Annotated in this window: 32 protein-coding genes; 20 read left to right on the top strand and 12 right to left on the bottom strand. The window is 57.1% G+C overall.

The features are described from left to right. Positions 1-100: 100 nt before the first annotated feature. Together BLR97_RS16060 and BLR97_RS16055 are read right to left on the bottom strand one after the other, a co-directional pair. Positions 101-1,183 (bottom strand): sugar ABC transporter substrate-binding protein, encoded by a 1,083-nt coding sequence (locus BLR97_RS16060; RefSeq protein ID WP_089707539.1) that lies wholly within the window; start codon positions 1,181-1,183, stop codon positions 101-103. Between the two features lie 253 nt (positions 1,184-1,436). Beyond that, a complete protein-coding gene (locus tag BLR97_RS16055; protein ID WP_089707538.1) occupies positions 1,437-2,405 on the bottom strand; it encodes a sugar-binding transcriptional regulator in 969 nt (322 codons plus the stop codon). A gap of 129 nt (positions 2,406-2,534) precedes the next feature. On the opposite strand from BLR97_RS16055, the gene BLR97_RS16050 reads away from it, so the two are divergent. Then, positions 2,535-2,846, top strand: a complete 312-nt coding sequence (locus BLR97_RS16050; RefSeq protein WP_089707537.1) for a YqfO family protein — start codon at positions 2,535-2,537, stop codon at positions 2,844-2,846. A 7-nt stretch (positions 2,847-2,853) separates the two neighbouring features. Here BLR97_RS16050 and BLR97_RS16045 read toward each other — a convergent pair whose 3' ends face one another. Beyond that, positions 2,854-3,411, bottom strand: a complete 558-nt coding sequence (locus BLR97_RS16045) for an NUDIX hydrolase (RefSeq protein WP_089707536.1) — start codon at positions 3,409-3,411, stop codon at positions 2,854-2,856. 53 nt (positions 3,412-3,464) lie between these two features. Between BLR97_RS16045 and BLR97_RS16040 the strand changes: the two genes are divergently transcribed. Continuing rightward, positions 3,465-4,133 carry a CoA pyrophosphatase gene (locus BLR97_RS16040; RefSeq protein ID WP_089707535.1) on the top strand — a complete coding sequence of 223 codons (669 nt, stop codon included), beginning with the start codon at positions 3,465-3,467 and terminating at the stop codon, positions 4,131-4,133. Continuing rightward, entirely contained in the window at positions 4,130-4,798 is a 669-nt protein-coding gene (locus BLR97_RS16035) for a 2OG-Fe(II) oxygenase (RefSeq protein WP_089707534.1), read from the top strand. Before BLR97_RS16040 ends, BLR97_RS16035 begins: the two co-directional genes overlap by 4 nt. An 82-nt stretch (positions 4,799-4,880) precedes the next feature. On the opposite strand, the gene BLR97_RS16030 is transcribed toward BLR97_RS16035, so the two are convergent. Continuing rightward, positions 4,881-5,303, bottom strand: a complete 423-nt coding sequence (locus tag BLR97_RS16030) for an OsmC family protein (RefSeq protein WP_089707533.1) — start codon at positions 5,301-5,303, stop codon at positions 4,881-4,883. Positions 5,304-5,477: 174 nt separating this feature from the next. On the opposite strand from BLR97_RS16030, the gene BLR97_RS16025 reads away from it, so the two are divergent. Further along, complete coding sequence (locus BLR97_RS16025; protein WP_089707532.1) at positions 5,478-6,383, top strand: DMT family transporter; 906 nt, start codon at positions 5,478-5,480, stop codon at positions 6,381-6,383. Here the strand turns inward: BLR97_RS16025 and BLR97_RS16020 are convergent. The 6 genes from BLR97_RS16020 to BLR97_RS15995 all read right to left on the bottom strand — a co-directional run bounded on the left by BLR97_RS16020 (position 6,337) and on the right by BLR97_RS15995 (position 11,881). After that, positions 6,337-7,185: an MOSC domain-containing protein gene (locus BLR97_RS16020; RefSeq protein ID WP_089707568.1), complete on the bottom strand. Its 849-nt coding sequence runs from the start codon at positions 7,183-7,185 to the stop codon at positions 6,337-6,339. The two genes, BLR97_RS16025 and BLR97_RS16020, sit on opposite strands and share 47 nt — an antisense overlap. A 66-nt stretch (positions 7,186-7,251) precedes the next feature. After that, positions 7,252-8,247 (bottom strand): gluconate operon transcriptional repressor GntR, encoded by a 996-nt coding sequence (gntR, locus tag BLR97_RS16015; protein ID WP_089707531.1) that lies wholly within the window; start codon positions 8,245-8,247, stop codon positions 7,252-7,254. A 73-nt stretch (positions 8,248-8,320) separates the two neighbouring features. Then, the gene (locus tag BLR97_RS16010) at positions 8,321-8,848 is read right to left on the bottom strand and encodes a gluconokinase (RefSeq protein ID WP_170833045.1); all 528 of its coding nucleotides are present in this window, start codon (positions 8,846-8,848) and stop codon (positions 8,321-8,323) included. A 14-nt stretch (positions 8,849-8,862) separates the two neighbouring features. Next, positions 8,863-10,143 (bottom strand): TRAP transporter large permease, encoded by a 1,281-nt coding sequence (locus BLR97_RS16005; protein WP_089707529.1) that lies wholly within the window; start codon positions 10,141-10,143, stop codon positions 8,863-8,865. A gap of 2 nt (positions 10,144-10,145) precedes the next feature. Continuing rightward, positions 10,146-10,739, bottom strand: coding sequence for a TRAP transporter small permease (locus BLR97_RS16000; protein WP_089707528.1), 594 nt, complete (start codon positions 10,737-10,739; stop codon positions 10,146-10,148). A 68-nt stretch (positions 10,740-10,807) separates the two neighbouring features. Further along, positions 10,808-11,881 carry a TRAP transporter substrate-binding protein gene (locus BLR97_RS15995; protein ID WP_089707527.1) on the bottom strand — a complete coding sequence of 358 codons (1,074 nt, stop codon included), beginning with the start codon at positions 11,879-11,881 and terminating at the stop codon, positions 10,808-10,810. Between the two features lie 264 nt (positions 11,882-12,145). Here BLR97_RS15995 and BLR97_RS15990 point away from each other — a divergent pair, with 264 nt between their 5' ends. From BLR97_RS15990 to phnP, 16 genes are all read left to right on the top strand, one after another. Further along, a complete protein-coding gene (locus BLR97_RS15990; RefSeq protein ID WP_089707526.1) occupies positions 12,146-12,595 on the top strand; it encodes a MarR family winged helix-turn-helix transcriptional regulator in 450 nt (149 codons plus the stop codon). A 144-nt stretch (positions 12,596-12,739) separates the two neighbouring features. Next, the gene (locus tag BLR97_RS15985; RefSeq protein ID WP_089707525.1) at positions 12,740-13,165 is read left to right on the top strand and encodes an organic hydroperoxide resistance protein; all 426 of its coding nucleotides are present in this window, start codon (positions 12,740-12,742) and stop codon (positions 13,163-13,165) included. Positions 13,166-13,237: 72 nt separating this feature from the next. Further along, on the top strand, positions 13,238-14,110 hold the full coding sequence (gene yghU, locus BLR97_RS15980; RefSeq protein WP_089707524.1) for a glutathione-dependent disulfide-bond oxidoreductase: 873 nt from the start codon (positions 13,238-13,240) through the stop codon (positions 14,108-14,110). A gap of 276 nt (positions 14,111-14,386) precedes the next feature. Then, positions 14,387-15,217, top strand: a complete 831-nt coding sequence (phnC, locus tag BLR97_RS15975) for a phosphonate ABC transporter ATP-binding protein (RefSeq protein WP_089707523.1) — start codon at positions 14,387-14,389, stop codon at positions 15,215-15,217. A 64-nt stretch (positions 15,218-15,281) separates the two neighbouring features. Continuing rightward, a complete protein-coding gene (gene phnD / locus BLR97_RS15970) occupies positions 15,282-16,271 on the top strand; it encodes a phosphonate ABC transporter substrate-binding protein (RefSeq protein WP_089707522.1) in 990 nt (329 codons plus the stop codon). 96 nt (positions 16,272-16,367) lie between these two features. Next, on the top strand, positions 16,368-17,159 hold the full coding sequence (phnE, locus tag BLR97_RS15965; RefSeq protein WP_089707521.1) for a phosphonate ABC transporter, permease protein PhnE: 792 nt from the start codon (positions 16,368-16,370) through the stop codon (positions 17,157-17,159). A 71-nt stretch (positions 17,160-17,230) separates the two neighbouring features. Next, positions 17,231-17,977 (top strand): phosphonate metabolism transcriptional regulator PhnF, encoded by a 747-nt coding sequence (gene phnF / locus BLR97_RS15960; protein ID WP_089707520.1) that lies wholly within the window; start codon positions 17,231-17,233, stop codon positions 17,975-17,977. Further along, on the top strand, positions 17,974-18,420 hold the full coding sequence (gene phnG, locus BLR97_RS15955) for a phosphonate C-P lyase system protein PhnG (RefSeq protein ID WP_089707519.1): 447 nt from the start codon (positions 17,974-17,976) through the stop codon (positions 18,418-18,420). Before phnF ends, phnG begins: the two co-directional genes overlap by 4 nt. 2 nt (positions 18,421-18,422) lie before the next feature. Then, positions 18,423-19,034, top strand: a complete 612-nt coding sequence (gene phnH, locus BLR97_RS15950; protein WP_244511336.1) for a phosphonate C-P lyase system protein PhnH — start codon at positions 18,423-18,425, stop codon at positions 19,032-19,034. Continuing rightward, complete coding sequence (locus BLR97_RS15945; RefSeq protein ID WP_089707517.1) at positions 19,019-20,116, top strand: carbon-phosphorus lyase complex subunit; 1,098 nt, start codon at positions 19,019-19,021, stop codon at positions 20,114-20,116. Before phnH ends, BLR97_RS15945 begins: the two co-directional genes overlap by 16 nt. Further along, positions 20,113-20,946, top strand: coding sequence for an alpha-D-ribose 1-methylphosphonate 5-phosphate C-P-lyase PhnJ (locus BLR97_RS15940; RefSeq protein ID WP_089707516.1), 834 nt, complete (start codon positions 20,113-20,115; stop codon positions 20,944-20,946). The genes BLR97_RS15945 and BLR97_RS15940 overlap by 4 nt, the downstream gene beginning before the upstream one ends. Continuing rightward, positions 20,943-21,749 (top strand): phosphonate C-P lyase system protein PhnK, encoded by an 807-nt coding sequence (phnK, locus tag BLR97_RS15935; protein ID WP_089707515.1) that lies wholly within the window; start codon positions 20,943-20,945, stop codon positions 21,747-21,749. The genes BLR97_RS15940 and phnK overlap by 4 nt, the downstream gene beginning before the upstream one ends. 11 nt (positions 21,750-21,760) lie before the next feature. Further along, entirely contained in the window at positions 21,761-22,501 is a 741-nt protein-coding gene (gene phnL, locus BLR97_RS15930; RefSeq protein WP_089707514.1) for a phosphonate C-P lyase system protein PhnL, read from the top strand. Continuing rightward, the gene (locus BLR97_RS15925) at positions 22,498-23,640 is read left to right on the top strand and encodes an alpha-D-ribose 1-methylphosphonate 5-triphosphate diphosphatase (protein ID WP_089707513.1); all 1,143 of its coding nucleotides are present in this window, start codon (positions 22,498-22,500) and stop codon (positions 23,638-23,640) included. The genes phnL and BLR97_RS15925 overlap by 4 nt, the downstream gene beginning before the upstream one ends. Further along, entirely contained in the window at positions 23,640-24,206 is a 567-nt protein-coding gene (gene phnN, locus BLR97_RS15920) for a ribose 1,5-bisphosphokinase (protein ID WP_244511335.1), read from the top strand. Before BLR97_RS15925 ends, phnN begins: the two co-directional genes overlap by 1 nt. Then, positions 24,203-24,958, top strand: coding sequence for a phosphonate metabolism protein PhnP (gene phnP, locus BLR97_RS15915; RefSeq protein WP_089707512.1), 756 nt, complete (start codon positions 24,203-24,205; stop codon positions 24,956-24,958). The genes phnN and phnP overlap by 4 nt, the downstream gene beginning before the upstream one ends. Before the next feature lie 32 nt (positions 24,959-24,990). On the opposite strand, the gene BLR97_RS15910 is transcribed toward phnP, so the two are convergent. Further along, a complete protein-coding gene (locus tag BLR97_RS15910; protein ID WP_089707511.1) occupies positions 24,991-25,170 on the bottom strand; it encodes a hypothetical protein in 180 nt (59 codons plus the stop codon). Positions 25,171-25,370: 200 nt separating this feature from the next. Further along, positions 25,371-25,688 (bottom strand): DUF6693 family protein, encoded by a 318-nt coding sequence (locus BLR97_RS15905; protein ID WP_089707510.1) that lies wholly within the window; start codon positions 25,686-25,688, stop codon positions 25,371-25,373. Positions 25,689-25,982 lie beyond the last annotated feature (294 nt).

The following is a 25,982-nucleotide window of genomic DNA, read 5'->3' as shown; positions in this document are numbered from 1 at the left end:
ATGACGGCTTCTATCGTCAGTCAATATGAGAGATTGGCATAAGAAAAACTGTCAACAGATACCAGGCTCTAGAAAATTCAAGAGCCTGGTGACTGAAAACTCAGCGATTGAAATGCTCATGAAGAAAAGCATTCACATCGAACATGGCTTCCGGCACGTGCTGGGAAATCGAGTAAACCGATTCAGTTACTGGAATAGTGGCATATACGGTCTTATCAATGTCTGCTTCGTTACCCGTCAGGTGCTGAAGTAATGCTTCAGCAGATGCACGGCCCATGGAACGAGGATCGCGAAAGGGTGCTACGCCGATTTCACCCAAGGCGACACCCTCCAATTCGGCGATTGTCCCGCCCATACCTGCAACGACAATTTCTCCGGGCTCACGTCCATTGGCCATCAATGCAGAACTAGCAGATACAGACATATAACTATTCAATGCAACAATGGCATCGAAGTCGTAAGCTGCCAGCGCTCGCTCTGTCTGTGTATAAGCAAGATCACGATCAAAATCCGCATAAGTCTCGTAAACGATATCTACAGTCATGTCTTCGGCTTCATCAAACGCTTTTTTGACACCACCCCCGCGGGCTTCTGAAATTTCTGAATCCGCTGGCCCCCAGAGCATAACGATTCTAGGTTCGAAGTTTCCTTGACCTCGGAAGTGGTGCATCAACCAGTCACCCGTCTTATAGCCCATTTCATCATGGCTATAGACAACCCAGTTCAGTACAGCCTCATCGTATGGCACTCCTCCTTCAGGACGTTCATAATCCGTCATTAGAAGCTTTGCACCTGATTCTGCTATGGAATTTAAACCAGGCTCATTAAGATCTAGCGAGGTCGGACCCATTAAAACGTAGTCAAGATCCTGAGTAGCGAAGTTTTCTAGATTTTGCACCATTTGAGCGTGACTTGAGGGAGTATCTGGCGCTGCCTGATAAAACTCGTATTCCAGTCCAGCCTCATCCAGATGATTACGAAATCCCTCACGCAACTGACCAAAGATGGCGCCCAAATCTATGCTATGAGCAGCGAAACCTATGCGTATCGGATCATCAGGAAAGTTATCTTCTTGCGCCATGGCACTGGTCGTTATACTAATGGAAAGGACTAGTGCTGAGATTCTCCATATAGGTATAGGCATATTTTTTACAGTGCTGGATACATTGTTATTATTCATCATTACTACTCCATCTGGCTGACAGATTCACGAATATATTCGCAAGTCTGTGCCGTCGAAAGTCTCTTTATTTATTATGTAAGCCCAATAGCAAAACTAATGAGACTTAATAGATTTAAAGAGACAGCTCTTTAGTTGCTATTTTGATTACTCATCGAACAAATGATCGTACTTAAGTCCAAAAAAAGCAAAGTCCTGTCACTTAGACTTTACGCTAAACTATTAGCAGACTGACATGTTGCAGCGCCCAGTGTTTTCAACACGATGCCCCTCGCTCATCAGCGTCGACAATCTGTCGCGCAGCGATCTCATCGGTAATCAAGCCCTTAAGCCAACCACCCTTCAGAGCAGCGTGGATCGCCGGCGCTTTTTCACGCCCGCCAGCCATGGCCACCATCAGGTGTTTGCCAAAGCCCTCAAGGGGTAAGCTAGTGACCCGCCGGGTGATGGAACAATCGATAACCTCTCCTTGGCGATTGAGCGGCCAACCCAACAGCTCGCCCACGGCCTCTAAGCCAAGCAATTCATCGAGTTCGCTTTCGCTAATAAAGTGATCCTGGAATAACGTGGCTTGGCGGTCGATGCGCCCAACCCCGATAAAAGCCGCTTCCGACTCCCTGGCGACATCGGCAATCGCCTTAAACAAGCGCTGCGAAAGCATGGCTTGTTTCTCATCGAGCGATTCGGCCACCACTGGGGCCGGCAGCAAGAAACGCTCACCACCGGTTTTATCCGCCAACAGCATGACCGCATCGTAGCGGTTAGCCGAACCATCCCGGGCGACGTTACCCACCAGCGAAACAAAGCGGTGCTGAGGGCGCTCGATGCGGCTCAGCGCTTCTACCGCGGCGCGCACTGAGCGGCCTGTTCCCAACGACAACGTCAGCGGCTCGCTACGCTCTATGAGCCGTGAAATACGTTCAGCGCCCGCCACCGCCAAATAGTAGGCAGCACTGTCGGGCGCGTGACTGTCAGCGGGCACAACGTCGCAGTAGGCCAGCCCGAAACGCTCGCGCAGTGCACTGCCCAACGCCATGCAGGTAGAGATGGGGTGGTCGATATGCACCTTTACCAAGCCCTCCTGGCGAGCCAACGCTAACAACCGCTGAACGCCCGGCCGAGAAACACCCAACTGACTGGCGATCTCATCTTGCGTCATGCCACCCACGTAGGACATCCATGCGGCTCTGGCCGCTTGATCTATTTTTACCTCGAACTTATCCATTCACTGGCTCGCTACCCAGGTGGTTAAATCGTCATCATACAAAGCGAACGAGACGACCAGAAGACGCCTATTCGCTAACATGACGGTAGCGCTACAATACACCATGGTGATATCAGGAGGCGTTAACCTATGTATAAGCTAGCATTTTTTGTTCCCACCGAGGCGGCTGAAAGCGTTAAAGAAGCCGTGTTTGAAACCGGTGCGGGGCGAATTGGCGACTACGAAGCCTGCTGCTTCCAGACGCATGGCACAGGCCAATTTCGCCCGCTTCAGGGAGCAGACCCGCATATTGGCCAAATGGGTGAGTTGGCATTCGTGGATGAGCTCAAAATTGAGCTGGTGTGCGACGACGACTACATTCAAGCCGCCATCGCCGCATTAAAACTGGCGCACCCCTATGAAGAAGTCGCCTACGATGTCTGGGCACTGGCCAACTTGTAGCCGCCTGTCAGGCGCTGCCGGCATAGCGCTCGCGATCTTCCGGGTTAATCGCGCTGATATGCAGCGGATATTCATGGCGCACGCGGTCGGCATAAAAGTGGCGCAGCGTTTGCTCAATCGTGGGAAACGCAAGCTCATCCCAAGGGATTTCGTGTTCCTCAAACAGTGCTACCTCAAGACTTTCCGGCCCGGCGTTGAAGCCACCGGTGAGTTCTGCCCGAAAAATCATATAGACTTGGTTGATATGTGGTAAATCGATCAACGTGTAGAGATTGGCCAACGCCACCTCCGCGCAGGCCTCTTCGCGGGTTTCACGGGTGGCCGCTTGCTCGGTGGTTTCGGCATTTTCCATGTAGCCCGCCGGCAAGGTCCAGTATCCCTTACGTGGGGCGATTGCGCGCTTGCAAAGCAACACCTGGGTGCCGCTGACAGGTAAGGTTCCGGCCACAATACGCGGATTTTGATAATGGATAGTGCCGCAGGCATCGCACAGATAGCGCGGGCGGTCATCGCCTTCAGGAACGGCAAAACGGACGTTGTTGCCACACTGGCTGCAAAAGTTCATCGCGATTTCTCTACGGCTGCTGGGTAAAAGGAAACAAAGCTTATAGGTACTCCATGTTAGAGACACTTCGCAAACGGCTGCAATACCTCTCCCCTCAACGGCTAGACCACGTTGTGATGCCTGAGGCCGCCGTTTTGTTGCCGATTGTCGAGCGCCCAAGCCCTACGTTGCTGTTTACCCGGCGAGCCCGACACCTCAGCACGCATAGTGGACAAGTGGCATTTCCCGGCGGTAAGCGCGAGCCATGCGATCGTGACCTTTATGCCACGGCGCTGCGCGAAGCCCAGGAAGAAATCGCGCTGCACCCAGGGCACGTCAATACCCTGGGTCGGTTATCCGATGTCATCTCGCTGCACGGGATCCGCGTTACCCCCTGGGTTGGCATTATTCCACCAGACCTCCCCCTGGTGGCTGATCCTGGCGAGTTAGATGCTATATTTGAGGTGCCGTTAAGCCATTTTCTGGACGATCGGCGAACCCATACCGATGTCATCACGGTGGATGGCGTCGCTCACTATGTGCCAAGCTACCAGGTAGACGGCCATGTTATCTGGGGACTATCGGCGATGATGCTGGTTGAGCTTCTGGCCGAAGGCTTTGGCATGTCGATTGACCTCTACCAACGCCCGCCGGGCGCGCTGCGTCATTATCCGGCACGCAAAAGTTCACCGTCGTCCACCCGCACGCCTCCTCGTTCAACGCCTTTGAGATCCAGCGAATGACCCCAAGCATGTGTTTATCACCTTCCGTGCTGTCACCCGCCACCCAGGTGGCACTGGTCGATGCGCTGGTTGAGCAAGGCTGGTATGTCGGCACAGGCGTTCTCGAACTCGACCTGTGCCATGCCCTGCACCGCGAACTGATCCAAATGGCGAACCACAATGCGCTCGATGAAGCGGGTATAGGTCGTGGCCAGCAGCATCACCTGCGTAAAGACATCCGCGGCGACGCCATCCATTGGCTCGACCGTGAAAGCGAAGCGCAGCGCCGCTATTTAATGGCCATGGAAGACTTGCAGCAAGCGCTCAACCAGTCTCTGTTTTTGGGTCTGTTTGAATACGAAGCGCATTTTGCCCATTACCCGCCCGGGGCGTTTTATCAGCGTCACGTGGATAGCTTTCGTGGGCGGGCCAACCGCGTGGTGTCTACCGTAGGCTATTTAAACCCCGACTGGCCCGCCAATGGCGGCGGCGAGATGGTGCTCTACCATCCAGACAATCCTAGCCAGGAAGTGGCTCGCGTGACCCCCGAAGCCGGTACCTTTGCATGCTTTATGTCGGAGACCATCCCCCACGAAGTGCTGCCCACCCGCGAGCCGCGCGCCAGCATCGCAGGCTGGTTCCGGCGTAATGCCTCGTTAAGCGGTGTGTTAGACCCGGCCCGCTAGCCATGAACGCTCATGAAAAAGTCCGCCAAACTGGCGGACTTTAAAATAATCAATAGCAACACTGTCGTTGTGTAACGCTTGTTTAGTGCTTGAGCGTTGCGCTCATGCTGATCTCGGCGTTGAGCACTTTGGAAACAGGGCAGTTGGCCTTGGCCGTCTCGGCGGCTTCCTTAAAGGTCGCGTCGTCTGCGCCGTCAATGTCGGCCTCGACGTCCAGGTGAATTTTCGAGATATCGAACCCGGCGTCGCTTTGGGAAAGCGTTACCTTGGCGGTGGTGTCGATGGACGTTGCCGTCAGGTCTTTTTCTCCCAGCACCATCGATAGCGCCATGGAGAAACAACTGGCGTGGGCCGCGCCGATTAGCTCTTCTGGATTGGTACCTTTTTCGTCCTCGAAGCGTTTTTTAAACGAGTAGTTCGCATCCAGCACACCGCTTTCTGTGGCCACGCTGCCATGCCCGTCTTTCAGTCCACCTTCCCAACGTGCGCTTGCTTTACGATCCATGAATAGCTCCTTCGACGTCAAAAGTCAGGTTGTTGATGGGGCCGCTATTTGTCTACGACCACTTCACCAGCGTAGCTGATTTTTGCCGCCCTGCCGACAGCCTCGGTTCCATTAGTGCTCAGAGGGTCGTAAGCTAACCGGCTTTATGCCACCACTTCTGTGCAAGGATTCGCCATGTCGCCAGCAGATGCGCTGAGATTGACGCTGCTTTCCTCATTATGGGGATTATCATTTATTTTTATGCGCGTTGCCGTGCCCGAATTTGGTCCGATTCCGCTGATTTTGGTTCGCATGGGGGTAGGTGCGCTACTGTTAATCCCGTTCTTACTCAGCCTGCACTATTTACGCTTAATCTGGCAGCACAAAGGCCCGCTGTTAATACTCGGGGTGATTAATCACGTCTTGCCCTTCTCGCTATTGGCCTTGGCAACGACCCGCCTAGAAGCGGGATTCACTTCGCTGATCAATGCCACCACGCCGATTTTTACGGCCCTGCTCGGGGCGCTGTTCTTCGCCACGCCTATCATCCGCCAGCAATACCTAGGGCTGGCGCTGGCGCTATTGGGCGTCTATGTGCTATCGGCGGATCGGCTCGACTTCGCGGTAGGCGGCGACGGCTGGTTTATTCTCGCCGTACTCGGGGCAACCTTCTGCTACGGCATTGCCAGTAACTATTCCAAAACCCGCCTCAGCCACCTCCCCAGCCGGGTGTTAACCGCGGGTAGTAGTACAATGTCGGCTTTGGTGTTACTGATTCCTGGAATTATATGGTGGCCAAGCGACCCCATATCCCCACTGGCATGGGGTAACGCGCTGGCACTAGCCGCCTTCAGCACTACATTGGCATTTTTGTTGTACTTTGGCTTGATAGCCAGCGCAGGCGCTACCGCCACCTCCACCGTTACCTTTTTGGTTCCGGTCAGCGCGCTGCTTTGGGGCTACCTGCTGCTGGACGAAACCCTCAGTATGCAAATTGTCGCGGGCATGCTGATCACCCTATTAGGTACGGCGATTGCCACACGTTTAGTGCGTATCAAGCGCCGTCATCGCTTACCTCAAGCACCGCCCCCACCCGGATAACCGCGCCGTCACCCTTGATCAGAGTAGCATTCTGGCCGAAATGTGCGCCTTTCAAAGCAGGCTGGGTATTCAACTCCACCAGGGTTTTAAGCGGCTGGGCCGGTTCATGAATGGCCGCCGTCTGCTGATCAATAGTGGTGACTTTACAACGCTGACAAGGTTTACGCAGAGCTAACCGAAAGGCCCCCGTTGACTCGGTCAACGTTGCCCAGCGATCTTCGTCCCACGGGGTCTCACACTCAATCACCAAGTTGGGGCGAAATCGGCTCATTGGCACATGATCATGACCACGCGCTGCCAATGCGTCGTTTAACGCAGCAAGCGACCCGGTGGTCGTCAGCAAAAAGGGATACCCATCGGCAAAGTAAGTATGCGCCGTCCCCCCGGCTAAAAAATCGTCCTCGACGCTGCGCTGAAAATCAGTCGCAAAGCGCACCAAGCTGAGACCTCTGGCCGATGGCCCGAGCGCCGCTTCCAGCCACCGCGTTACCTCGGGGCTTTCAGGCAGGGCTTTGCAGTGGTCATCCCAGACGCTGACCAGCCGCAAATTACCCTCAGGCTCTTCAAGCGATACTGCAAGAGGCTCCACCGTTGGGTGCGAAAGCACTAACGCATCATCGGTAAGTGCAACGCCAATGGTGGCCAAACCGGGAATCTGGCGCTGGGTAACGAAGCGCTGGTGGGTATCGACCAACATCCAGCGGCGATCCCAAGCCAGCCCATGCTCATATAGCTGAGTTTGTTCTAAAGTGATGCCTTGTAGCGACTTTACCGGATAAACGTTGAGTTCCGTGATGTTCACAACCGTGCCTCGAAGCAAAAAAAACACTGTAGCCATTTGCCCGGCAATACGCCAGATGCTAACGGCCTACAGCGTTTTGCCAGTTTCTATGGCATAGCCCAGATCGATCACCTTACGCTCGATTGGCCGACCGTCGATGCGAGCAAGCAGCGCCTCAGCGGCGGCTTTACCAATGGCTTGACGAGGTGTAATCACACTGGCCAGTCGTGGGGTCATTGCCTGGCCGACATCGTGGCCATGAAACCCGGCAATCGCCATTTGCTCGGGTACTGTGATGCCCCGCCGCTGGCATTCAAAATAGGCGCCTACCGCGACGTCGTCGTTGGTGCAGAAGATACCATCGGCAGTGGGATAATCGGACATTATCTGTTCCAACAGCGCCGCCCCCACGGTATAAGATGAGCGCTGACTGCTATACAGCGTCACCGGTGGCAGCCCATGAGCCTGCATGGCATCGCGATAGCCCTGCTCGCGTTGCCGAGTACGCTCGTCTAGCCGAACCGCCAGATAAATAACCTGCCGTCGACCACGCCGGATCATCTCGCTAACCATATCGAAAGCAGCGCTAACATTATCGTACCCGACCACTTGCTGAAGAGGCGGGCAATGGGTATCCATGATTTCGACAATCGGGATACCAGCAGTTTCCAGCATCCGTAGACTGCGGGCGGTGTGATACTGGTCGGAGAGAATCACGCCGTCGACATTGTAAGACAGCAGCGACGCGAGACTGCGCTCTTCAAGCTCTGGGCTATAGCCGTAGTGTGAAAGCATCAGGTGGTAGCCTGCCGGCTCGGTCAACGCCTCAATACCGAGGATAACATCGGCAAAGACTTGGTTGGTGAGCGACGGCACTAACACGCCTATCGAGTGACTGGTCGCCCGAGAGAGCAAGTCAGGCGCGCGGTTGGGGATATAACCAATCTGTTCGGCCACCGAAAAGATCTGTTCGCGCAAGCCCTCTGAGACCGTTTCCGGGTCGCGCAAGCATCGGCTCACCGTCATTTTGGTGGCCCCAACTCGATCCGCAATATCTTGTAACGTGGGGCGTTTTTTCTTCAAAAGAGTGTTTGCCTTATGCAACTTATAAGCATTGGGGCTTCCCCAAAGGGGTTGCCCCTATGCTTATCTTGGCTTAGCTGGGCGAGCGGCTGGGTGCCTGCAGCGTGGTAACAAACCGATTAACGATTTCCTGGGGCGATAACGCAATTGAGGCATTAAAGGCCTCCTCTTCACTAGGTGGCTCCAGGTCGGCCAGTTGACTGGCCAACATCGTATCGCCTTTGAAGAAGTGCCCTGGCCGGGTTTCCAGACGCTGCTGTAGCAGTTCGCGACTGCCTTCCAGATAGAGGATGTGCAGCGCCGGGTCACCCGAGCGTAGCCGTTCACGGTAGCGCTTTTTCAGCCCCGAACAGGCAATCACCACCGAGCGGTCAAGACGGCGATACTCGGCGAATAGGCCTGCGAGTGTGTCCAGCCACTCACGCCGATCATCGTCGTTAAGCGGTGTACCACTGGCCATTTTGGCCACATTGGCAGGCGAATGGTGATCATCGCCGTCGATAAAGGTCGCGCCCAGGGAGGTGGCCAGTTGCATTCCAATATGGGATTTCCCAGAACCGGACACACCCATCACTAAAATGCGTTGAGAAGCATTTTTCACACTAGCGCTCCTCATTAATTGCCGCTAACGGCGGTCAGGTCAGGTAACCAGGTTACCACGCCAGGGAAGGCAATTAAGATCACCAACACCACCAGCAATGCGGCGTAATATGGCAACATCGCGCGCACCAATGACTCCATTGATACCTTGCCGACCCCACAACCGACGTAAAGGCAAGTGCCCACAGGCGGTGTCAGTAGGCCCACGCCTAAAATAAAGGCCATCAGCACGCCGAAGTAGACCTCGTCCACGCCCACCGACGTTACAATCGGGGCTAGCATCGGGGCCATGATGACCATCGCCGGCGTCAAATCCATCACAAAGCCCACCAACAGCAGCAAAAAGGCCACAATCAGTAACAGCAGGAAGGGGTCTTGAGTGATCGCCTGTACTTGGCTTACCAAGGTTTGCGGTACCATATTGATGGTAAGGAACCAGGCGATGACCGTCGCAAATGCTAATAGCATCATGACCATGCCAGTCAAACGTGCAGTGCGAATCAGCATCCCGACTAGCTCTTTGAGCTTGAATTCGCGGTAGACCACCAGCGAAATGGCCAGCGAGTAGAGTAATGCCGCTACAGCGGCTTCGGTGGCGGTAAACACACCGCCGATAATGCCGCCAATCACAATCACCGGCAGCACCAGCGCCAGCCAAGCAGCTTTAAAGGCTTTCCAAAGACGATCCCAGCGGAACTTTTGCACGCCCCCGCCATGCTTTTTGGCAAGAATATAGGTAGTCACCATCAGCGCAAAGCCAATCAAAAGGCCCGGCACAATGCCGGCAATGAACAGGCGGCTAATGGAAGTTTCGGTGACGATGCCGTAGAGAATCAGCGGAATCGACGGCGGAATAATGATCCCGATCACCGACGAGACGGTATTAATAGCGGTGGCATTGGCTGCGGTGTAGCCCTGCTGTTTCATGGAGGGGATCATCATGGCCCCTGTCGCTGCCGTATCGGCAACCGCCGAACCACTAATGCCGCCAAAGAACATGGAGCCGGTGATTGCTACCTGCCCTAACCCGCCGCGCATAAAGCCGACCAAGGCGCCCGCCAGTTCCATTAAACGACGTGCGATACCACCGTTGCTCATTACTTCGCCGACTAAGATAAAGAACGGGATCGCCAGCAGCGGAAAGCTGTTCACCCCGCGAATAGACTGTTCGATCATGATCGACAGCGGAATATCTGAGAGTACCGCCATCACTAGCGCCGCCACGCCTAGCCCGAAAGCAATCGGCAGCCCAATAACGATGGAGGCCATTAAGATAGCCAGAAAAATCCATAGCATGATTAGTGCTCCCGCTCAGGGTTGCGAATAATGGTGAGGCTGACCCACATCCGCCAAACCGCCACCGCCGCGATAAAAATGACGCACAGCACTAACGAAAGGCTGATAAAGCTAAGCGGCACGTCCAAAATTGCCGAACGCCCGCTTGAACGCGCCAGCACTTGGCTACCGCCCCAGATCATCACCCCCATCAGGCCGGTAATAATCAGGTGCTGGAGAAAATAAAGCATATGCGCAACGCGCAGTGGCAAACGCCGTACCAGGGCGTCAACGGCAATGTGCTCGTAGCGCGAAAACGCCGCGGCGGCACCGATAAACACCAGCCAGACAAACAGCATACGCGCTAGTTCATCCGCCCAGGGCAGTGAATTATTGAACAGTGCACGCCCCACCACATTGAAGGAAACAGACACAATCAGTGCGACTAAGATAGCGCCGATGAGATACTCCATGCCTAGGGTAAGCCAGCGGAATAGCGCTGGGCCTTGGCGAGTATCGGTATCGATTTCCAACAACTTACGGTTGGGATCATCCAAATATACCGACGGATCTTCTATTACGGGGTCGGTGTGCGAGGTCGTCTGGGAAGTCGTCATGGTAACTCCGGGGATACTGACAACTCGGGCAGGCCCAAAGGCCTGCCCGATCGCTGCGAAGGCGAGGGTTATTCGGTGCTGTCATTAACAATAGCTTGAATATCTTCGATTAGCTCTTCACCAATACGCGGTGCCCATTCGTCATAGACCGGCTGAACCGCTTCCTGGAAGGCTGCCAACTGCTCATCATTCAGACGGGTGATTTGCATACCCCGCTCTTCCAGCTGCTTACGCGACCACTCGTCGTACTCTGCCGACAACTGAATTTCATACTCGGCCGACTGACGCGCGGCTTCCATCACCAGCTCTTGATACTCAGGCGCCATGCTGTCCCAGCTACGTTCGGAAAGCATCATGATAAACGGTGTGTACACGTGGCGCGTTTCGGTGCCGTAATCCTGCACTTCGTGGAAGTTCGACGTCAGAATGGTGCTCCAAGGGTTCTCCTGGCCATCAACAACGCCTTGTTCCATTGCCGAGAAAAGCTCGCCGAATGCCATTGGCGTGGGGTTAGCGCCCAAGGCTTCCCAGATATCCAGGTGCACCGGGTTTTCCATGGTGCGTACACTCAAGCCACGCACATCAAGACCGGCGACGTCTTCGGGTGTCTCGACCGGACGAGCGCTGTTGGAAAGCTGGCGATAGCCGTTTTCGGAAAAAGCCAGCGGCTTCAGTCCGGTGCCCTCAAAGCCTTCCAACAGATCAAGCGCCACATCACTTTGCAGTACTTCAACTGCCGCTTCACGGCTCGGCAGCAAAAACGGCAGGTCAAACACAGACAGTTCTTCAACATAGCCAGTCGCTGCCGAACTGGAGGGGTAGGTCATATCCAGCGTGCCGGTTTGCAGCATTTCAAGCATCTGCACGTCGTCGCCCAACTGGCTGTTGGGGAATACATTGACGGTGATACGCCCATCGGTGCGTTTTTCAAGAATTTCGCCGAAATATTGGCTGGAAATATACTGCGGCGAGTTCTCTGACAAGCCGATGCCCATGCGAAGCGTGTGGGTGCCGTGGTCGCCAACGACATCGCCATCAATCGCAGGCGGATCAGAAAGTTCAGGGCTTTGGGCGTGAGCCATGCCCATCGTCAAGGTGGTTGCGCCAACCAGGGTAAGCGTGTTGCGCCAGATTGCGGTCATGACGTTATCTCCAAACGAATATTTGTTGTTGATAATGGTGTTTGATGGTGGATGAACAGCACCAGGCACCACCACCGAAGGAACATTACTCAGCCAATTGGCTAACCTTGCTTTGTTACCGGTAACATTCAGTAGGCAAAGGCTAGACATCCGGCAACACGGTGTCAAAGCTAAACACTCAAATTACGACCAAGGTATAGACCGCTAGTCACTCCTTGGTAGATCACGCTACATTAGGCACACGCATTTTGTTACGGAGCCTCCATGGCCGACGCCTCGACCTGTAGCGAACTGGAGCTCGATAACCAGCTTTGTTTCGCGCTTTACTCTACCTCCTTGATGATGACCAAGGTGTATAAGCCGCTGCTCAAAGAGTTGGGCCTTACTTACCCTCAATACCTCGCCATGCTGGTGTTATGGCAGGAAGATGGCATTACCGTCAGCACACTGAGTAAGCGGTTACTCACTGACCCAGGGTCGGTCACCCCGCTCCTTAAACGACTGGAAGCTGACCAGCTATTGCGCAGACAGCGCAGCCAACAGGATGAGCGGGTAGTAGAACTCTTTCTAACCGACCGGGGCCGTGCCATGCGTGAACAGGCGCGCCACATTCCCAGCTGTGTGATTAACGCCAGCGAGCAGTCCATTGAAACGCTAACCCGGCTCAAAGACGACCTCGTCGAACTACGCGATAAACTTCAACACTCCCAGTAATGCTCTTATTTTCAAGGCACAAAGGTAAACGCGACGCCAATTAGCTTGCGCGCAAACTAAAGGTGCACTAACTTGTTACCCACACCAACGTTATGTACAAGTTGGATGAACCCCATTCATCGAGTCATTTAGGGAGTTTTGAGGATGTCGATTGAGCAAATTGCTTACCGTGCCCATGCCACCGCCACTGGCGGCCGTGAGGGTCATGCCAAGTCGTCAGACGGCGCGTTGGACGTCAAACTGAGCACACCCAAGGAACTCGGCGGCCCCGGTGGTGATGGCACCAACCCCGAGCAGCTTTTCGCGGCGGGGTACTCAGCCTGCTTTTTGGGCGCCCTCAAGCATGTCGCCGGCCAAGAAAAGGTTAAGCTTCCGGACGATACCCAGATTGACGGCCACGTCGGCATTGGCGCCATTCCCACCGGCTTTGGTATCGAGGTCGAGCTGAAAATCAGCTTGCCGGGTCTTGAAAAAGATGTCGCGCAATCGCTGGTCGATAAAGCCCACGTGGTATGCCCGTACTCTAATGCAACTCGCGGCAATATCGACGTCACCTTGACGCTGGTATAAGGTCGATAATCGGCAAATCATTAGCCACCGCCTCGCTGTGACGCGGTGGCTTTGCATTGATAGGAGAGCACGATGAGCGACGATACCTATACCCCACCCCGTGTTTGGAAATGGGAACCCGGCAATGGCGGCAAATTTGCCAATATCAATCGCCCCACGGCGGGTGCGACCCACGACAAAACCTTGCCGATTGGTAAGCACCCACTTCAGCTTTACTCGCTGGCCACCCCTAATGGGGTAAAAGTGACAGTGATGCTCGAAGAGCTACTGGAAAAAGGCATACAGTCCGCCGAGTACGATGCGCATCTGATCCAGATTGGCGAGGGCGACCAGTTCAGCAGTGGTTTTGTCGAGGTTAACCCCAACTCCAAAATTCCCGCCCTGATGGATCACAGCACCACGCCTCCCCAGCGGGTGTTCGAGTCCGGCGCGATTCTGCTCTACCTGGCTGAAAAGTTTGACGCTTTCCTGCCCAGCGACCCGGCAGCACGCACCGAATGCCTATCATGGCTATTCTGGCAGATGGGCAGCGCGCCTCTGCTGGGCGGTGGGTTTGGCCACTTTTACGCCTATGCGCCAGAGAGCTACCAGTACCCGATTGACCGCTACACCATGGAAGTAAAACGCCAGTTGGATGTGCTCGACAAGCATCTGGCCGACAACCGCTTTATGGCAGGCGATGAATACACTATCGCAGACATGGCGATTCACCCCTGGTACGGCGCGCTGGTCAAAAACCGGGTCTACGAAGCGGCCGAGTTCCTGGAAGCACACACCTACACGAACGTGCTGCGCTGGACGGAAGAGATTGATGAGCGTCCGGCCGTCAAACGTGGTCGTATGGTCAATCGCACCTGGGGTGAACCCCATGAGCAGTTGCACGAACGCCACGACGCCAGCGACTTTGAGCTTCGCACGCAAGATAAACTGGCTGACGGTGAGTAATGAGAAGATTAGGTGCCGTGTCCCGGCACCTTCAAACAAAACCTAACACTACCGACTGCTACTGCGTCGACCTGCTCTGATGATGTCAGCAAGGTTTCACTTACATAACAAACATATATCACTTTTAGTAACCCTTTGTTTTTCATCGATCATAAAACCTCCCCTCGCGTTGACGTGATATAAGCCCCTCAATTTTTTCATCTAATCGAAATTGTCTAGACAACTTCCCTTCATACAGCGACCCCATACTAGCGCCTAACGAACACAGGAGGCGTTATGTCGCTAACTACTATCGCGGTACAGCAGCTCAGCAAAACGTTCGACCGTCACCCGGTTTTGCAGGATGTCGACTTCGAGATTCGCCAAGGTGAGCGAGTTGCCCTCATTGGGCCCTCCGGCTCGGGCAAATCTACCCTGATGCGACACCTGGTCGGACTCACCCGCGCAAATCGTCACCACCGTTGCTGTGTCCATGTGCTAGGACGTGACATCCAGCGCGGAGGAAAGCTCGTCAGCGCCAGCCGTGTCGAACGCTGCCGCACCGGTTACATCTTCCAGCAGTTCAATCTAGCCGGACGCCTCAGTGTCATGACCAACGTGCTAGTGGGTCGCCTAGGACGCATGCCACGTTGGCGGGCCTTGCTGGGCCGTTTTTCGGCTGTGGAACGCGCCATGGCGCTGCGTGCTCTCAAGCGCGTAGGCCTTGAGGATCTCGCCGGTCAGCGCGCCAACACCCTCTCAGGCGGTCAGATGCAGCGAGTCGCCATTGCTCGCGCTTTGGTGCAAGAAGCCGAGTTGATTCTCGCCGACGAGCCAATTGCCTCGCTCGACCCACGCAGCGCGCAAGAAGTCATGGAAATCCTCAAGCGCATCAATGAAGAGGACGGCCGCACCATCGTCATTACCCTGCACCAAGTCGAGTACGCCCGTGGATATTGCCAACGAGCGATCGCGCTCAAGCAGGGGCGCCTTTACTACGACGGCCCGATCGCCGAGCTCACCGATGCCCGCCTGCAAGCCCTTTACGACAACGCGGGCCTTAACGAGCTTTACCAGCCAACCACCACGCCCGTTAAGCCCGCGACGCTTCACGCGGCCGCGGGTTAAACCCTGCGGCGGCCTCTCAGGCCCTCGATACGACCATACCCATCCACGATTCAGGAGTCCCAACATGAAGATACGTTTATTTAGCCGTCTCGCCCTTCCTTTGATTGCCGGCCTCGGCCTGGTCAGCCAGCAAGCCCTGGCGGCCGACGACACCATCAACTTCGGCGTTATTTCCACCGAGTCGAGCCAGAACCAAGCGCCACTGTGGGAACCGTTCCTCGACGACATGTCCGAGGCCATGGGCGTCGAGGTCAAACCGTTCTTTGCCACCGACTATGCCGCCGTCATCCAGGCGATGCGCTTCGATAAAATCGACCTGGCTTGGTATGGCAACAAGTCGGCCATGGAGGCAGTGGATCGCGCCGGCGGTGAGATTTTCGCCCAAACCATTCCTGACAACGGCCAGCCAGGCTACTGGAGCCTGATGATCGTACACAAAGACAGCCCCTACGACAGTATCGACGAGATCCTGGAAAACGCCTCTGAGCTCACTTTCGGCAACGGTGATCCTAACTCCACCTCCGGCTACCTGGTGCCAGGCTACTACATCTTCGCCAAGAATGGCGTCGATGCCAGCTCTGCCTTCAAGCGCACCATGAACTCCAGCCATGAGAACAATGCCCTGTCGGTGGCTAACGGTCAGGTGGATGTCGCCACCTTCAACACCGAAAGCATGGCACGCCTGGAGATTTCGCAACCCGAAAAGGCCGAGCAACTCAAAGTGATCTGGAAATCGCCGCTGATTCCGTCCGACCCCCTAGTCTGGCGCAAAAATCTGCCGGGTGAGCGCAAGTCGGCCATGCGTGAGTTCTTCATGAACTACGGCGACACCGAAGAGGAGCAGGAGAAACTCGCCGCCCTTCAATGGTCTGGGTTCGAGCCTTCCGACAACGACCAGTTGTTACCAATCCGCCAGCTCGAACTGTTCAAGCAGCGCGCCCAAGTCGAAGCCGACGACGATATGGATGCTGATGCCAAAACAGAGCAGCTCGCCGAATTGGATGCCCAGCTTGAAGCACTGAACGAGCGTCTTGAGGCGATTGAAGCCGAGTAAGTGACGAGCGCGCTGACATGGTCAGTCACCTGTCAGCGCTATTAGCCAAAGCGCCGGGGCATCCCGGCGCTGTTAGGGCCTGTTAAGGAAACCGCTATGAATTCCCATACGCCAACGCTCGCCCACCCCGTCGCCAAGCGACGCTGGATCACCCTGTTTGGCTGGGCCGCCGTACTACTGGTGCTGGGCTGGGCCTGGCAGGGCGCCGAGCTGCAGCCTAGTTTGTTGGTTGAAAATGCTGGCAATATGGCCACTCTAGCCAACGACTTCTTTCCCCCCGCTTTCGGCAATCTCGAGCACTATATCGACCAGATGTTGGTCACCATCCAGATTGCTATTTGGGGCACCCTGATGGCCGTTGTTCTAGCCATCCCTTGCAGCCTGCTGTCCTCCGATAATCTGGTGCCCTGGTGGGTCTACCAGCCCATGCGTCGCCTAATGGATGCTTGCCGCGCCATCAATGAACTGGTGTTCGCCATGCTGTTCGTGGTCGCGGTGGGACTTGGCCCGTTTGCCGGCACCCTGGCGTTATTCATCCATACCACGGGGGTGCTCGCCAAGCTTTTCTCCGAGGCCGTCGAAGCCACCGAGGCTGGCCCCATGGAGGGCATTCGGGTGACCGGCGCAGGCCGGATTGAGGAGATCATCTTCGGCCTGATTCCTCAGGTTCTCCCGCTCTGGATCTCGGTCAGCCTCTATCGCTTCGAATCGAATATTCGTTCGGCAACGGTGCTAGGCATGGTCGGTGGCGGCGGTATCGGGGTATCGCTATGGGAAACCATGCGCGGTTTCCAGTACGCCGAAACCGCCACCATTATGCTGGTGATCATCGTCGCCGTGACGACGCTGGACATGGCGTCACAGACCCTGCGCAAGCGTTTTATCTAAATACCGACGGCGCGCCTTCTCCACACTCTTTTCCACGCTTCTCGATAATTTTCAAACTCTCAAGAGAAAACATGTCTAGACAACTTACCCAGACGCCGCGCTACCGCACCCTCGCCGATACCCTGGCGCGGGAGGTTCGCGCCAGTTACCAGCCCGGCGACTTGCTGCCCACCGAGGTAGTGCTAGCCAAGCGCTTTGAGGTCAATCGTCATACCGTTCGCCGGGCCCTGGACGAACTGGTCGCCGCCGGCATGGTGACCCGCCATCAGGGGCGCGGCACCCAGGTTGTCGATCGCCGTCTCGACTACGCCGTCAACGCCGGTAGCAAGGTCACCCAGAACCTCGCCGAGCTGGGGCTCGCCACCCAAACCCAGTGCCTGGAACAGGGCCTACGCGAGCCCCCTGAAGCCATCGCCCAGCGTTTCGGCCGACGCCCCGGCGAGCCGCTGTTATGCGTCGACACCCTGCGCCAAGTAGACGATTCGCCCGTGCTGCTACTGCGCCACTGGTTTGACAATCGCCGCCTGCCGGACTGGACACACCGCTACCGCGGCGGATCGACCCGGGCAGTACTCAAGCAACACTACGACCTGCGGCTACACCGTCGCCATGTGCGCATCGAGGCCGACAGCGCCAACCGCGACGATACACGCCTTCTCAACTGCCCGCTCAATGCACCGCTGCTGCAACTCACCAGCGACAACGTCGATGCCGACGGCACGTTGGTGGAAATCTCGATCGGCCGCTCCCGGGCCGACCGGCTCGCCTATCACATCGACTTCAACGACTTAGATTTCAACGACGAGGCTTCTCCATGACTCGATCCCAACGTCAGCGGGTATTGGCGCTGACCCCCCGCGATCAACTGGAAGCACGCTGGAGCGCGCTCGGCATCGATCACACCCATCGTCGTGTACGTGGCCCGGAAACCGGCATGGCCATGATACGCGGCCGCATGGGTGCCACCGGCAATGCCTTCAACCTGGGAGAAATGACCATGACCCGCGCCAGCGTGATGCTGGAAGAGGAGAAGGCGCTGGGCGATGTGCTCGGCCATGGCTGGGTAAGTGGTCGCGACCACCGCCACGCCGAGTTGATCGCGCTTATCGATGCCTGTGCCCAGCAAGAAGCGTTGCGCGAGCGAATCGACAGCGAGTTGATTGCCCCGCTCACCGAGGAGCTCGCCGCCCGTCACGCCGAGGCTTCGCGTACCGCCGCCGCCACCCGCGTGGATTTCTTCACCATGGTAAGAGGGGAATAAGCATGCTCTGGCCCGGCCTGACCGATCCCGTACACGACAGCCAACGGCTGTTCCGCCAACTTCTCCAGGCGATGTCGGAACCCGGCACGCTGCACAACCTGGAAGTGGCCGCACTGCCCGAAGAGGCCCCGATTGGCAACGCCCTGTGGGGCGCCCTGCTCACCCTATGCGATCTCGATTCGCAGGTGTGGATCGCCCGCGAGCTCGACACCCAAGCGTTGCGCGATGCACTTGCCTTCCATACCGGCTGCCGCCTGACCGATGAGCCGTCAGGTGCCGATTTCGCCCTGGTCACGCCCGCTACCCTGACCGGAGACATCGCCTTTGCTACCGGCAGCGACGAGTATCCCGACCGCAGCACGACCCTGCTAATCCCACTCGACCGCCTAACGGATGAGGGCTCGTGGCAGCTCAGCGGCCCCGGCATCCCCGAACGGCGCTGGCTTGATGTAGGCGGAGGCGAGGCGTTGATGGCATGCCTGGCGCGCAATCGTGCCCTGTTTCCCCGTGGTCTCGATGCCCTGCTCGCCTGCGGCTCGCGGCTGACGGCCATTCCGCGCAGCACTCTAATTGCAAAGCACCTAGAGGAGGATCGCTCATGTATGTCGCAGTGAAAGGCGGTGAACGGGCGATTGCCAATGCCCATCAGTCGCTCGCCGACCGTCGGCGTGGCGATCGTCAGTTGGCTGAACTATCGGTCGCGCAAATTCAGCAACAGCTACGCCTGGCCGTTGACCGCGTCATGAGCGAGGCCTCGCTGTTCGACCCTGAACTCGCGGCGCTGGCTCTGAAACAGGCCAGTGGCGATACCATTGAGGCGGTCTTCCTGCTGCGCGCCTACCGCACCACCCTGCCGCGCCTGGCCGTGAGCGAACCACTCGATACCAGCGCCATGCGCGTCGAACGCCGAGTCAGTGCCACCTACAAAGACATCCCCGGCGGCCAGATCCTCGGCCCAACCTACGATTACACCCACCGCCTACTCGATTTTATGCAATTAGCCGAAGGCGAGGTGCCCACGCCAGCCCGTGCCGAACAAGCACTAGAGCACTGCCCGCAGATCCTCGAACTGCTCGATGCCGAAGGACTCATCGAACAGGAAAACGATGACGGTAGCGAGCCCTACGACATCACCCGCGACCCACCGGATTACCCCGTCGACCGCGCTACGCGCCTGCAGATGTTAGCCCGCGGCGACGAAGGCTACCTGCTCTCGCTGGCCTACTCCACACAGCGCGGCTATGGGCGCAACCACCCCTTCGCCGGCGAGATCCGCCTGGGTCAGGTGGAGGTCGAGATTTTCGTCGAGGAACTCGGCGAGCGCGTCTGCATCGGCGAAATCCCGCTGAGCGAGTGCCAGATGATCAACCAGTTCGGCGGCTCCCGCGAGGCTGCGCCCCAGTTCACCCGCGGCTATGGGCTGGCCTTTGGCCACAACGAGCGCAAGACCATGGCCATGGCGCTGGTCGATCGCGCTCTGCGTGCCGAGGAACTTGGCGAACCGATCACAAGCCCCGCCCAACAAGCCGAGTTCGTGCTTGCCCACGCCGACAGCGTGGAAGCATCGGGCTTCGTTTCGCACCTTAAACTGCCGCACTACGTCGATTTCCAATCCGAACTGGAACTATTGCGGCGGCTGCGACGTGCCCATGCGGCCGACCAGCAAGCGGCGCCAGACGAGGAGGATTCCCAGTGAACGGCTACAACTTCGCCTACCTGGACGAACAAACCAAACGCATGATCCGTCGCGCCTTGCTCAAGGCGGTAGCGATTCCCGGTTATCAAGTGCCCTTCGGCGGCCGCGAGATGCCCATGCCCTACGGCTGGGGCACTGGTGGCATCCAGCTCACCGCTAGCATCCTGGGTGGTGAGGATGTGCTCAAAGTGATCGACCAGGGCGCCGACGACACCACCAATGCGGTCAGCATCCGCGACTTCTTCCAACGGGTCGCAGGCGTCGAGACCACCACCTCGACAACCGCGGCGAGCGTCATCCAGACCCGCCACCGCATTCCCGAAGCTTCGCTCGGCCACGGCCAGATACTGGTCTTCCAGGTACCCATCCCCGAGCCGCTGCGCTTTATCGAACCCAGCGAACAGGAGACTCGTCTCATGCACGCCCTGGAGGAATACGGGGTGATGCACGTCAAGCTCTACGAGGATATCGCCCGCTACGGTCACATCGCCACCACCTATGCCTACCCGGTCAAGGTCGACGATCGCTACGTGATGGATCCTTCGCCCATCCCTAAATTCGACAACCCCAAACTGCACATGAACGAAGCGCTGATGCTGTTCGGTGCAGGTCGCGAGAAGCGGCTCTACGCCATTCCGCCCCACACCCGAGTGGAAAGCCTGGATTTCGAGGATCACCCCTTCGAGATCCAGTCCTGGGATGCGTGCTGCGCCTTGTGTGGCAGCGAGGACAGCTTTCTCGACGAAATCATCACCGACGATGCAGGCAACCGCATGTTCGTGTGTTCCGATACCGATCACTGTATGACACGCCGCGGGGAGGTGGCATGAATCATTACACTCTCACCAGGCCCGACCTGGAACGCCCCGCCCTACTAGACGTGCAAGACATTAGCCGTCTCTATGGCCCGGACAAAGGCTGCCAAGCGATTGATTTTCGCCTGCATACCGGCGAGGTGCTGGGTATCGTCGGCGAGTCCGGCTCCGGCAAGTCGACGCTGTTACGGGTACTGGCCGGCCTGGAAGCCCCCAATACTGGCGCCGTGACCTATCACCCCGCGAACAACCAGACCCTGGATGTGTATGCCATCAGCGAGGCACGCCGCCGGGCGCTGCTACGTCTGGAGTGGGGCTTGATCCACCAAAACCCACGCGATGGCCTGCGCATGGGCGTATCCGCCGGCGCCAATATCGGCGAACGGCTGATGGCCTTGGGCCAGCGCCATTACGGTCAGCTACGCGCCGCCGGCCAGGACTGGATGAGCCAGGTAGAGCTCGATCCAGAACGTATCGACGACGCACCGCTGACCTTCTCCGGTGGCATGCAGCAGCGTCTGCAGATCGCGCGCACCCTGGTCACTCAGCCAAGACTGGTATTTATGGATGAGCCCACCGGCGGGCTGGACGTCTCGGTACAAGCCCGCCTGCTCGACATGATCCGCACCCTGGTACGCCAGCTCGGCTTGTCGGTAGTGCTCGTCACCCATGACCTCGCCGTGGCGCGCCTGCTCTCGCACCGGTTACTGGTCATGCACCGCAGCCGGGTGGTGGAAGCCGGCCTCACCGACCAAATCCTCGACGATCCGCAGCACGCCTATACGCAGCTGCTGGTGTCGTCAGTGCTGACCCCATAAGGAGCCCGGCCATGAATGCCCTACTCACTGTCGAGCACCTGTCCAAAGACTTTGTGCTGCATGGCCAGGGCGGCACCGCCCTGGAAGTGATGAACGACCTGTCGCTGACGCTACACGCCGGCGAATGCCTGGTGCTGGCCGGGCGCAGCGGTATCGGCAAAAGTACCCTGCTCAAGATGCTCTACGGCAACTACCTCGCCCAGCGCGGCAGTATCCGCCTGCTCTTTAGCGACGGGCCACTGGAGCTAACCGAGCTGCCCGCCCACGCCTGGCACCCGCTGCGGCGTGATGTGATCGGCTACGTTAGCCAGTTCCTGCGCGTGGTGCCACGGGTCAGTGCCGTTGAGGTGGTCATGGAGCCGCTACTGGCGCGGGGCGGCGATGCCCAAGAAGCCCGCCTGAAGGCCGAAACCCTGCTAGACCGCCTCAACCTGCCGCCACGGCTGTGGCAGCTACCGCCCGGCACCTTCTCCGGTGGTGAGCAACAGCGCGTCAATATCGCCCGCGGCTTTATCGCCGAGCACCCCCTGCTGCTGCTCGACGAGCCCACGGCCTCGCTGGACGCCGCCAACCGCGCCGAGGTGATCAGCTTGATCAATGAAGCCAAGGCACGTGGCACCGCCATGCTCGGCATCTTTCACGACGAGGATGTGCGTAGTCAGGTGGCGGATCGCCTGCTTCCCCTCGACGACCACATGATGACCAAGACCTCACATTTTCAGGACACGCATTCCTCGGAGCAGTCCTCATGAGCGAACAGATTCTTACCCATGCACGACTGGTACTCGACGAAGACGTCATCTCGGGTAGCCTGGTGATCCGTGATGGCATGATCGCCGACATAGATACCGCCCCCAGCCAGCTTCCGGCAGCCATCGACTGTGACAACGACTATCTATTGCCCGGCCTGATTGAGTTGCACACCGACAACATGGAAAAGCACTTCCAGCCCCGCCCCAAGGTCGCCTGGCCGAGCCGACAGGCGGCGCTGGCCCATGATGCCCAAATGGCTGCCAGCGGCATCACCACGGTGTTCGACGCCGTATCGATTGGCGATGTGGACGAGCAGAGTATGCGCCACGGTGCCCTGGATGAGATGGTCGCCGCTTTGGGCGCCATCGTCGATGACGGTCTCGCACGGGTCGATCACCGGCTGCACCTGCGCTGCGAGGTCTGTCATCCCGATACGCTGACGCGCTTCTGCTCCCTGGCCGATACCCCACTGCTCGGCTTGGTGTCGTTGATGGATCACGCGCCGGGCCAGCGCCAGTTCGCTAGCCTCGACGCCTACCGGGTCTACTATCAGGGCAAATACGGCCTCAACGACACAGACCTGGAGACGTTCATTACCGCTCAGTTGGCCAACAGCGAGCGTTACAGCGACGAACATCGCCAGACGATCGCCGCCGAATGCCGCAAACGCGGGTTACCGCTGGCCAGTCACGACGATGCGACGTTGGCACACGTTGCCGAAAGCCGGGAATACGGGACGCAGATAGCCGAGTTTCCCACCACACGCGAAGCCGCCGAAGCCTCCCATCGCGCCGGCATGGCGGTCATGATGGGGGCTCCCAATGTGGTTCGCGGTGGTTCTCATTCGGGTAATATCGCGGCAACAACCTTGGTCGAGCTCGGCGTGCTCGACATCCTGTCCTCCGATTATTACCCCGCCGCCCTGCTCGATGCCGTTTTCAGGATTGCACGAATGGCAGGCGGCTATGCCCTGCCTCGCGCCGTAGCGACCGCCTCTCGCCAACCGGCCGAGGCCGTGGGGCTTAACGACCGGGGGCGCCTCGCCGCTGGGCTGCGTGCCGACCTACTGCGCGTTCGCCTTATCGACGACCATCCGATGCTACAACGGGTATGGTCTCGCGGGCGGCAGGTGCATTGATGATGCACACGCGACTGGGTACTCAAAAAGGTCGACTCGTTTATCTGATGGGCGCCAGCGGTGTCGGCAAGGACAGCTTGCTCGGCGCCGTGCGCCAGCAACACTCCGAGTGGCTGGTGGCGCACCGTTACATCACCCGCCCCAGCGGCACAGGAGAGAACTGTGTGGGCCTATCGGAAGACGAGTTTGCCTGGCGCCGCCGCTTGGGCCTTTTCTGTCTCGATTGGCATGCCCACGGCCTCGACTATGGCCTGGGTATCGAGATCTCGGCCTGGCTGGAGCGCGACCAGCTCGTCATCGTCAACGGCAGCCGCCGCGCACTTGCCATGGCGCGCGAGCGTTTCCATGATCAGTTGCTGCCAGTGCTGATGACCGCACAACCCTCGGTACTGCGGGAACGCCTGATCCAACGTGACCGGGAAACCCCCGAAGAGATCGAAGCGCGTCTGGAGCGTCACCAGCAGTTGGAAGCGACCCTGGATGACGTCCCGCGCATCGATAACAGCCGTGAACTGCAGCATACCCTTGAAGCACTGCAGGCTTTGCTAGCGGAGAGTCCGGTATGAGGTTTCGCTTCGTCGGCACTGGTGAAAGTGCCCAGGTACCACGGTTTGGTTGCGATTGCCCTGCCTGCCAGCGGGCTCGCGTGCTGAACTGTCACCGACGCGGCCCGTGCAGCGCCGAGATTCGCGTTGACGGCGCCCGCATCCTGTTGGATGCCGGCCGCATGGATCTAGCCGATAGCTGCCAGCAGGAACGACCTATCGCCGTTCTGTTGACGCACTACCATGCCGACCACGTTCAAGGGCTATTCCACTTACGCTGGGGGACGGGCGAACCGATTCCGGTCTATGGCCCCAAAGATGCCCAGGGCTGTGCCGATCTGCACAAAAATCCAGGAATTCTGTCTTTTCAACCCGGCCTCAAGCCTTTCCGGGCACTGTTACTGAACGGCCTGGAGATTATCCCTGTGCCCCTGAACCACAGCAAGCCCACATTGGGCTACTGCATCGCTGGGCTGGGCAGCAAGCTCGCCTACCTGACCGATACACTGGGTCTACCCGGCGAAACCGAGCGCTTTCTGCGCCAGTGGCAGCCGGATAAGGTGATTCTCGATGCTACCCATCCTAACTCGCATCATGAGCCGCGCAATCACAACAATCTCGACATGGCGCTGGCCATTATCGACCGCCTGAGCCCTGCCCAGGCGTGGCTGACTCACCTCAGCCACGACGTTGACGCCCACGCCATGCACGAACCTCTGTGCTTACCACCGAACGTGTCCTTGGCAGCGGATGGGCTGGAAATTGAATGTTGATATCGGCTTGGAGCACAAGGGTGTGAGCAGCCTCAAGAAGTAGCGTCGGCATTTTCCAACGCTCGCATGAGCACTGCAATACCGGCGTTGCGACTTTCCTTCGCTGTTTCCGCATCCATGGGAAACTCCGCTATATCGGTACCTAAAAGTGCTTTGTCTTTTTCAACATCAGATTTACCTCCTTGCTTTAGGAGGTTTAACTTTACCGCCATCCAATGACGCTCAAACTAACAAGCAATGATTACTTAATGGCATTTACATTACAAAATAATAACGAACAACAAGAATGTTAATTGCTTAAGCCCACTTGAATGTGGCTTTAAAAAAAGGCCTTCGCTCGATCACTCAGCGAAGGCCCTATTGCATCTTAAATAATCAAATAGCGGAGTTTTTATTTCATAAAAGGCTAAATCTATTCAACCCGCGAGTTATTCAAAGCGTAATTCCAAACCCGATAAAAGTAGAAAATGTACCCCAACCCAAAGGTCACGATCGAAATCAGCATCCACAAAATTATATGGCCTATGTTGCTGAAAATATTGATATCGCAGACCATTTTTCGCTCCACCCCGGTAGTAGCATCGACGACCGACGTGCGGTTGATCACAAACCGTGCAAACGAATAAGGGAAGAAAAATAGCGCTATGCCAAAGGTAACGAAACTGAGTACCACCCAAATAATCAGATGGCCAATAATATCGAAAATGGAAAGATCGGCTTTGATATTCACGTTGCGTCCTTAGAAATTAACAGCGGCGAAGAATACCATTGCTAGGCGCAAACGTGAATAAAAATAAATATAACTTAGGAAAATAATCCATGTCGTTTCTATTACTATGTATAAGCATCATGGCAGGCTGAGAAGCAGTCCACATCTTCAGCGCCATGCTAGATGCGTTTGGATAACCACACAGAACCAATTTATCCGAGTCTTCTTGATCGTCGAATTCGCGCGAACGCTACCTCAAGCTTGAAGAACTCGTCGTACTTCGCCACAAAAAAACACCCCAGACGTTGAACATCT

The sequence above is a fragment of the Vreelandella arcis genome (genome assembly GCF_900103865.1).
Taxonomy (GTDB): Bacteria; Pseudomonadota; Gammaproteobacteria; order Pseudomonadales; family Halomonadaceae; genus Vreelandella; species Vreelandella arcis.
This window is presented reverse-complemented; position numbering and strand designations above follow the sequence as displayed.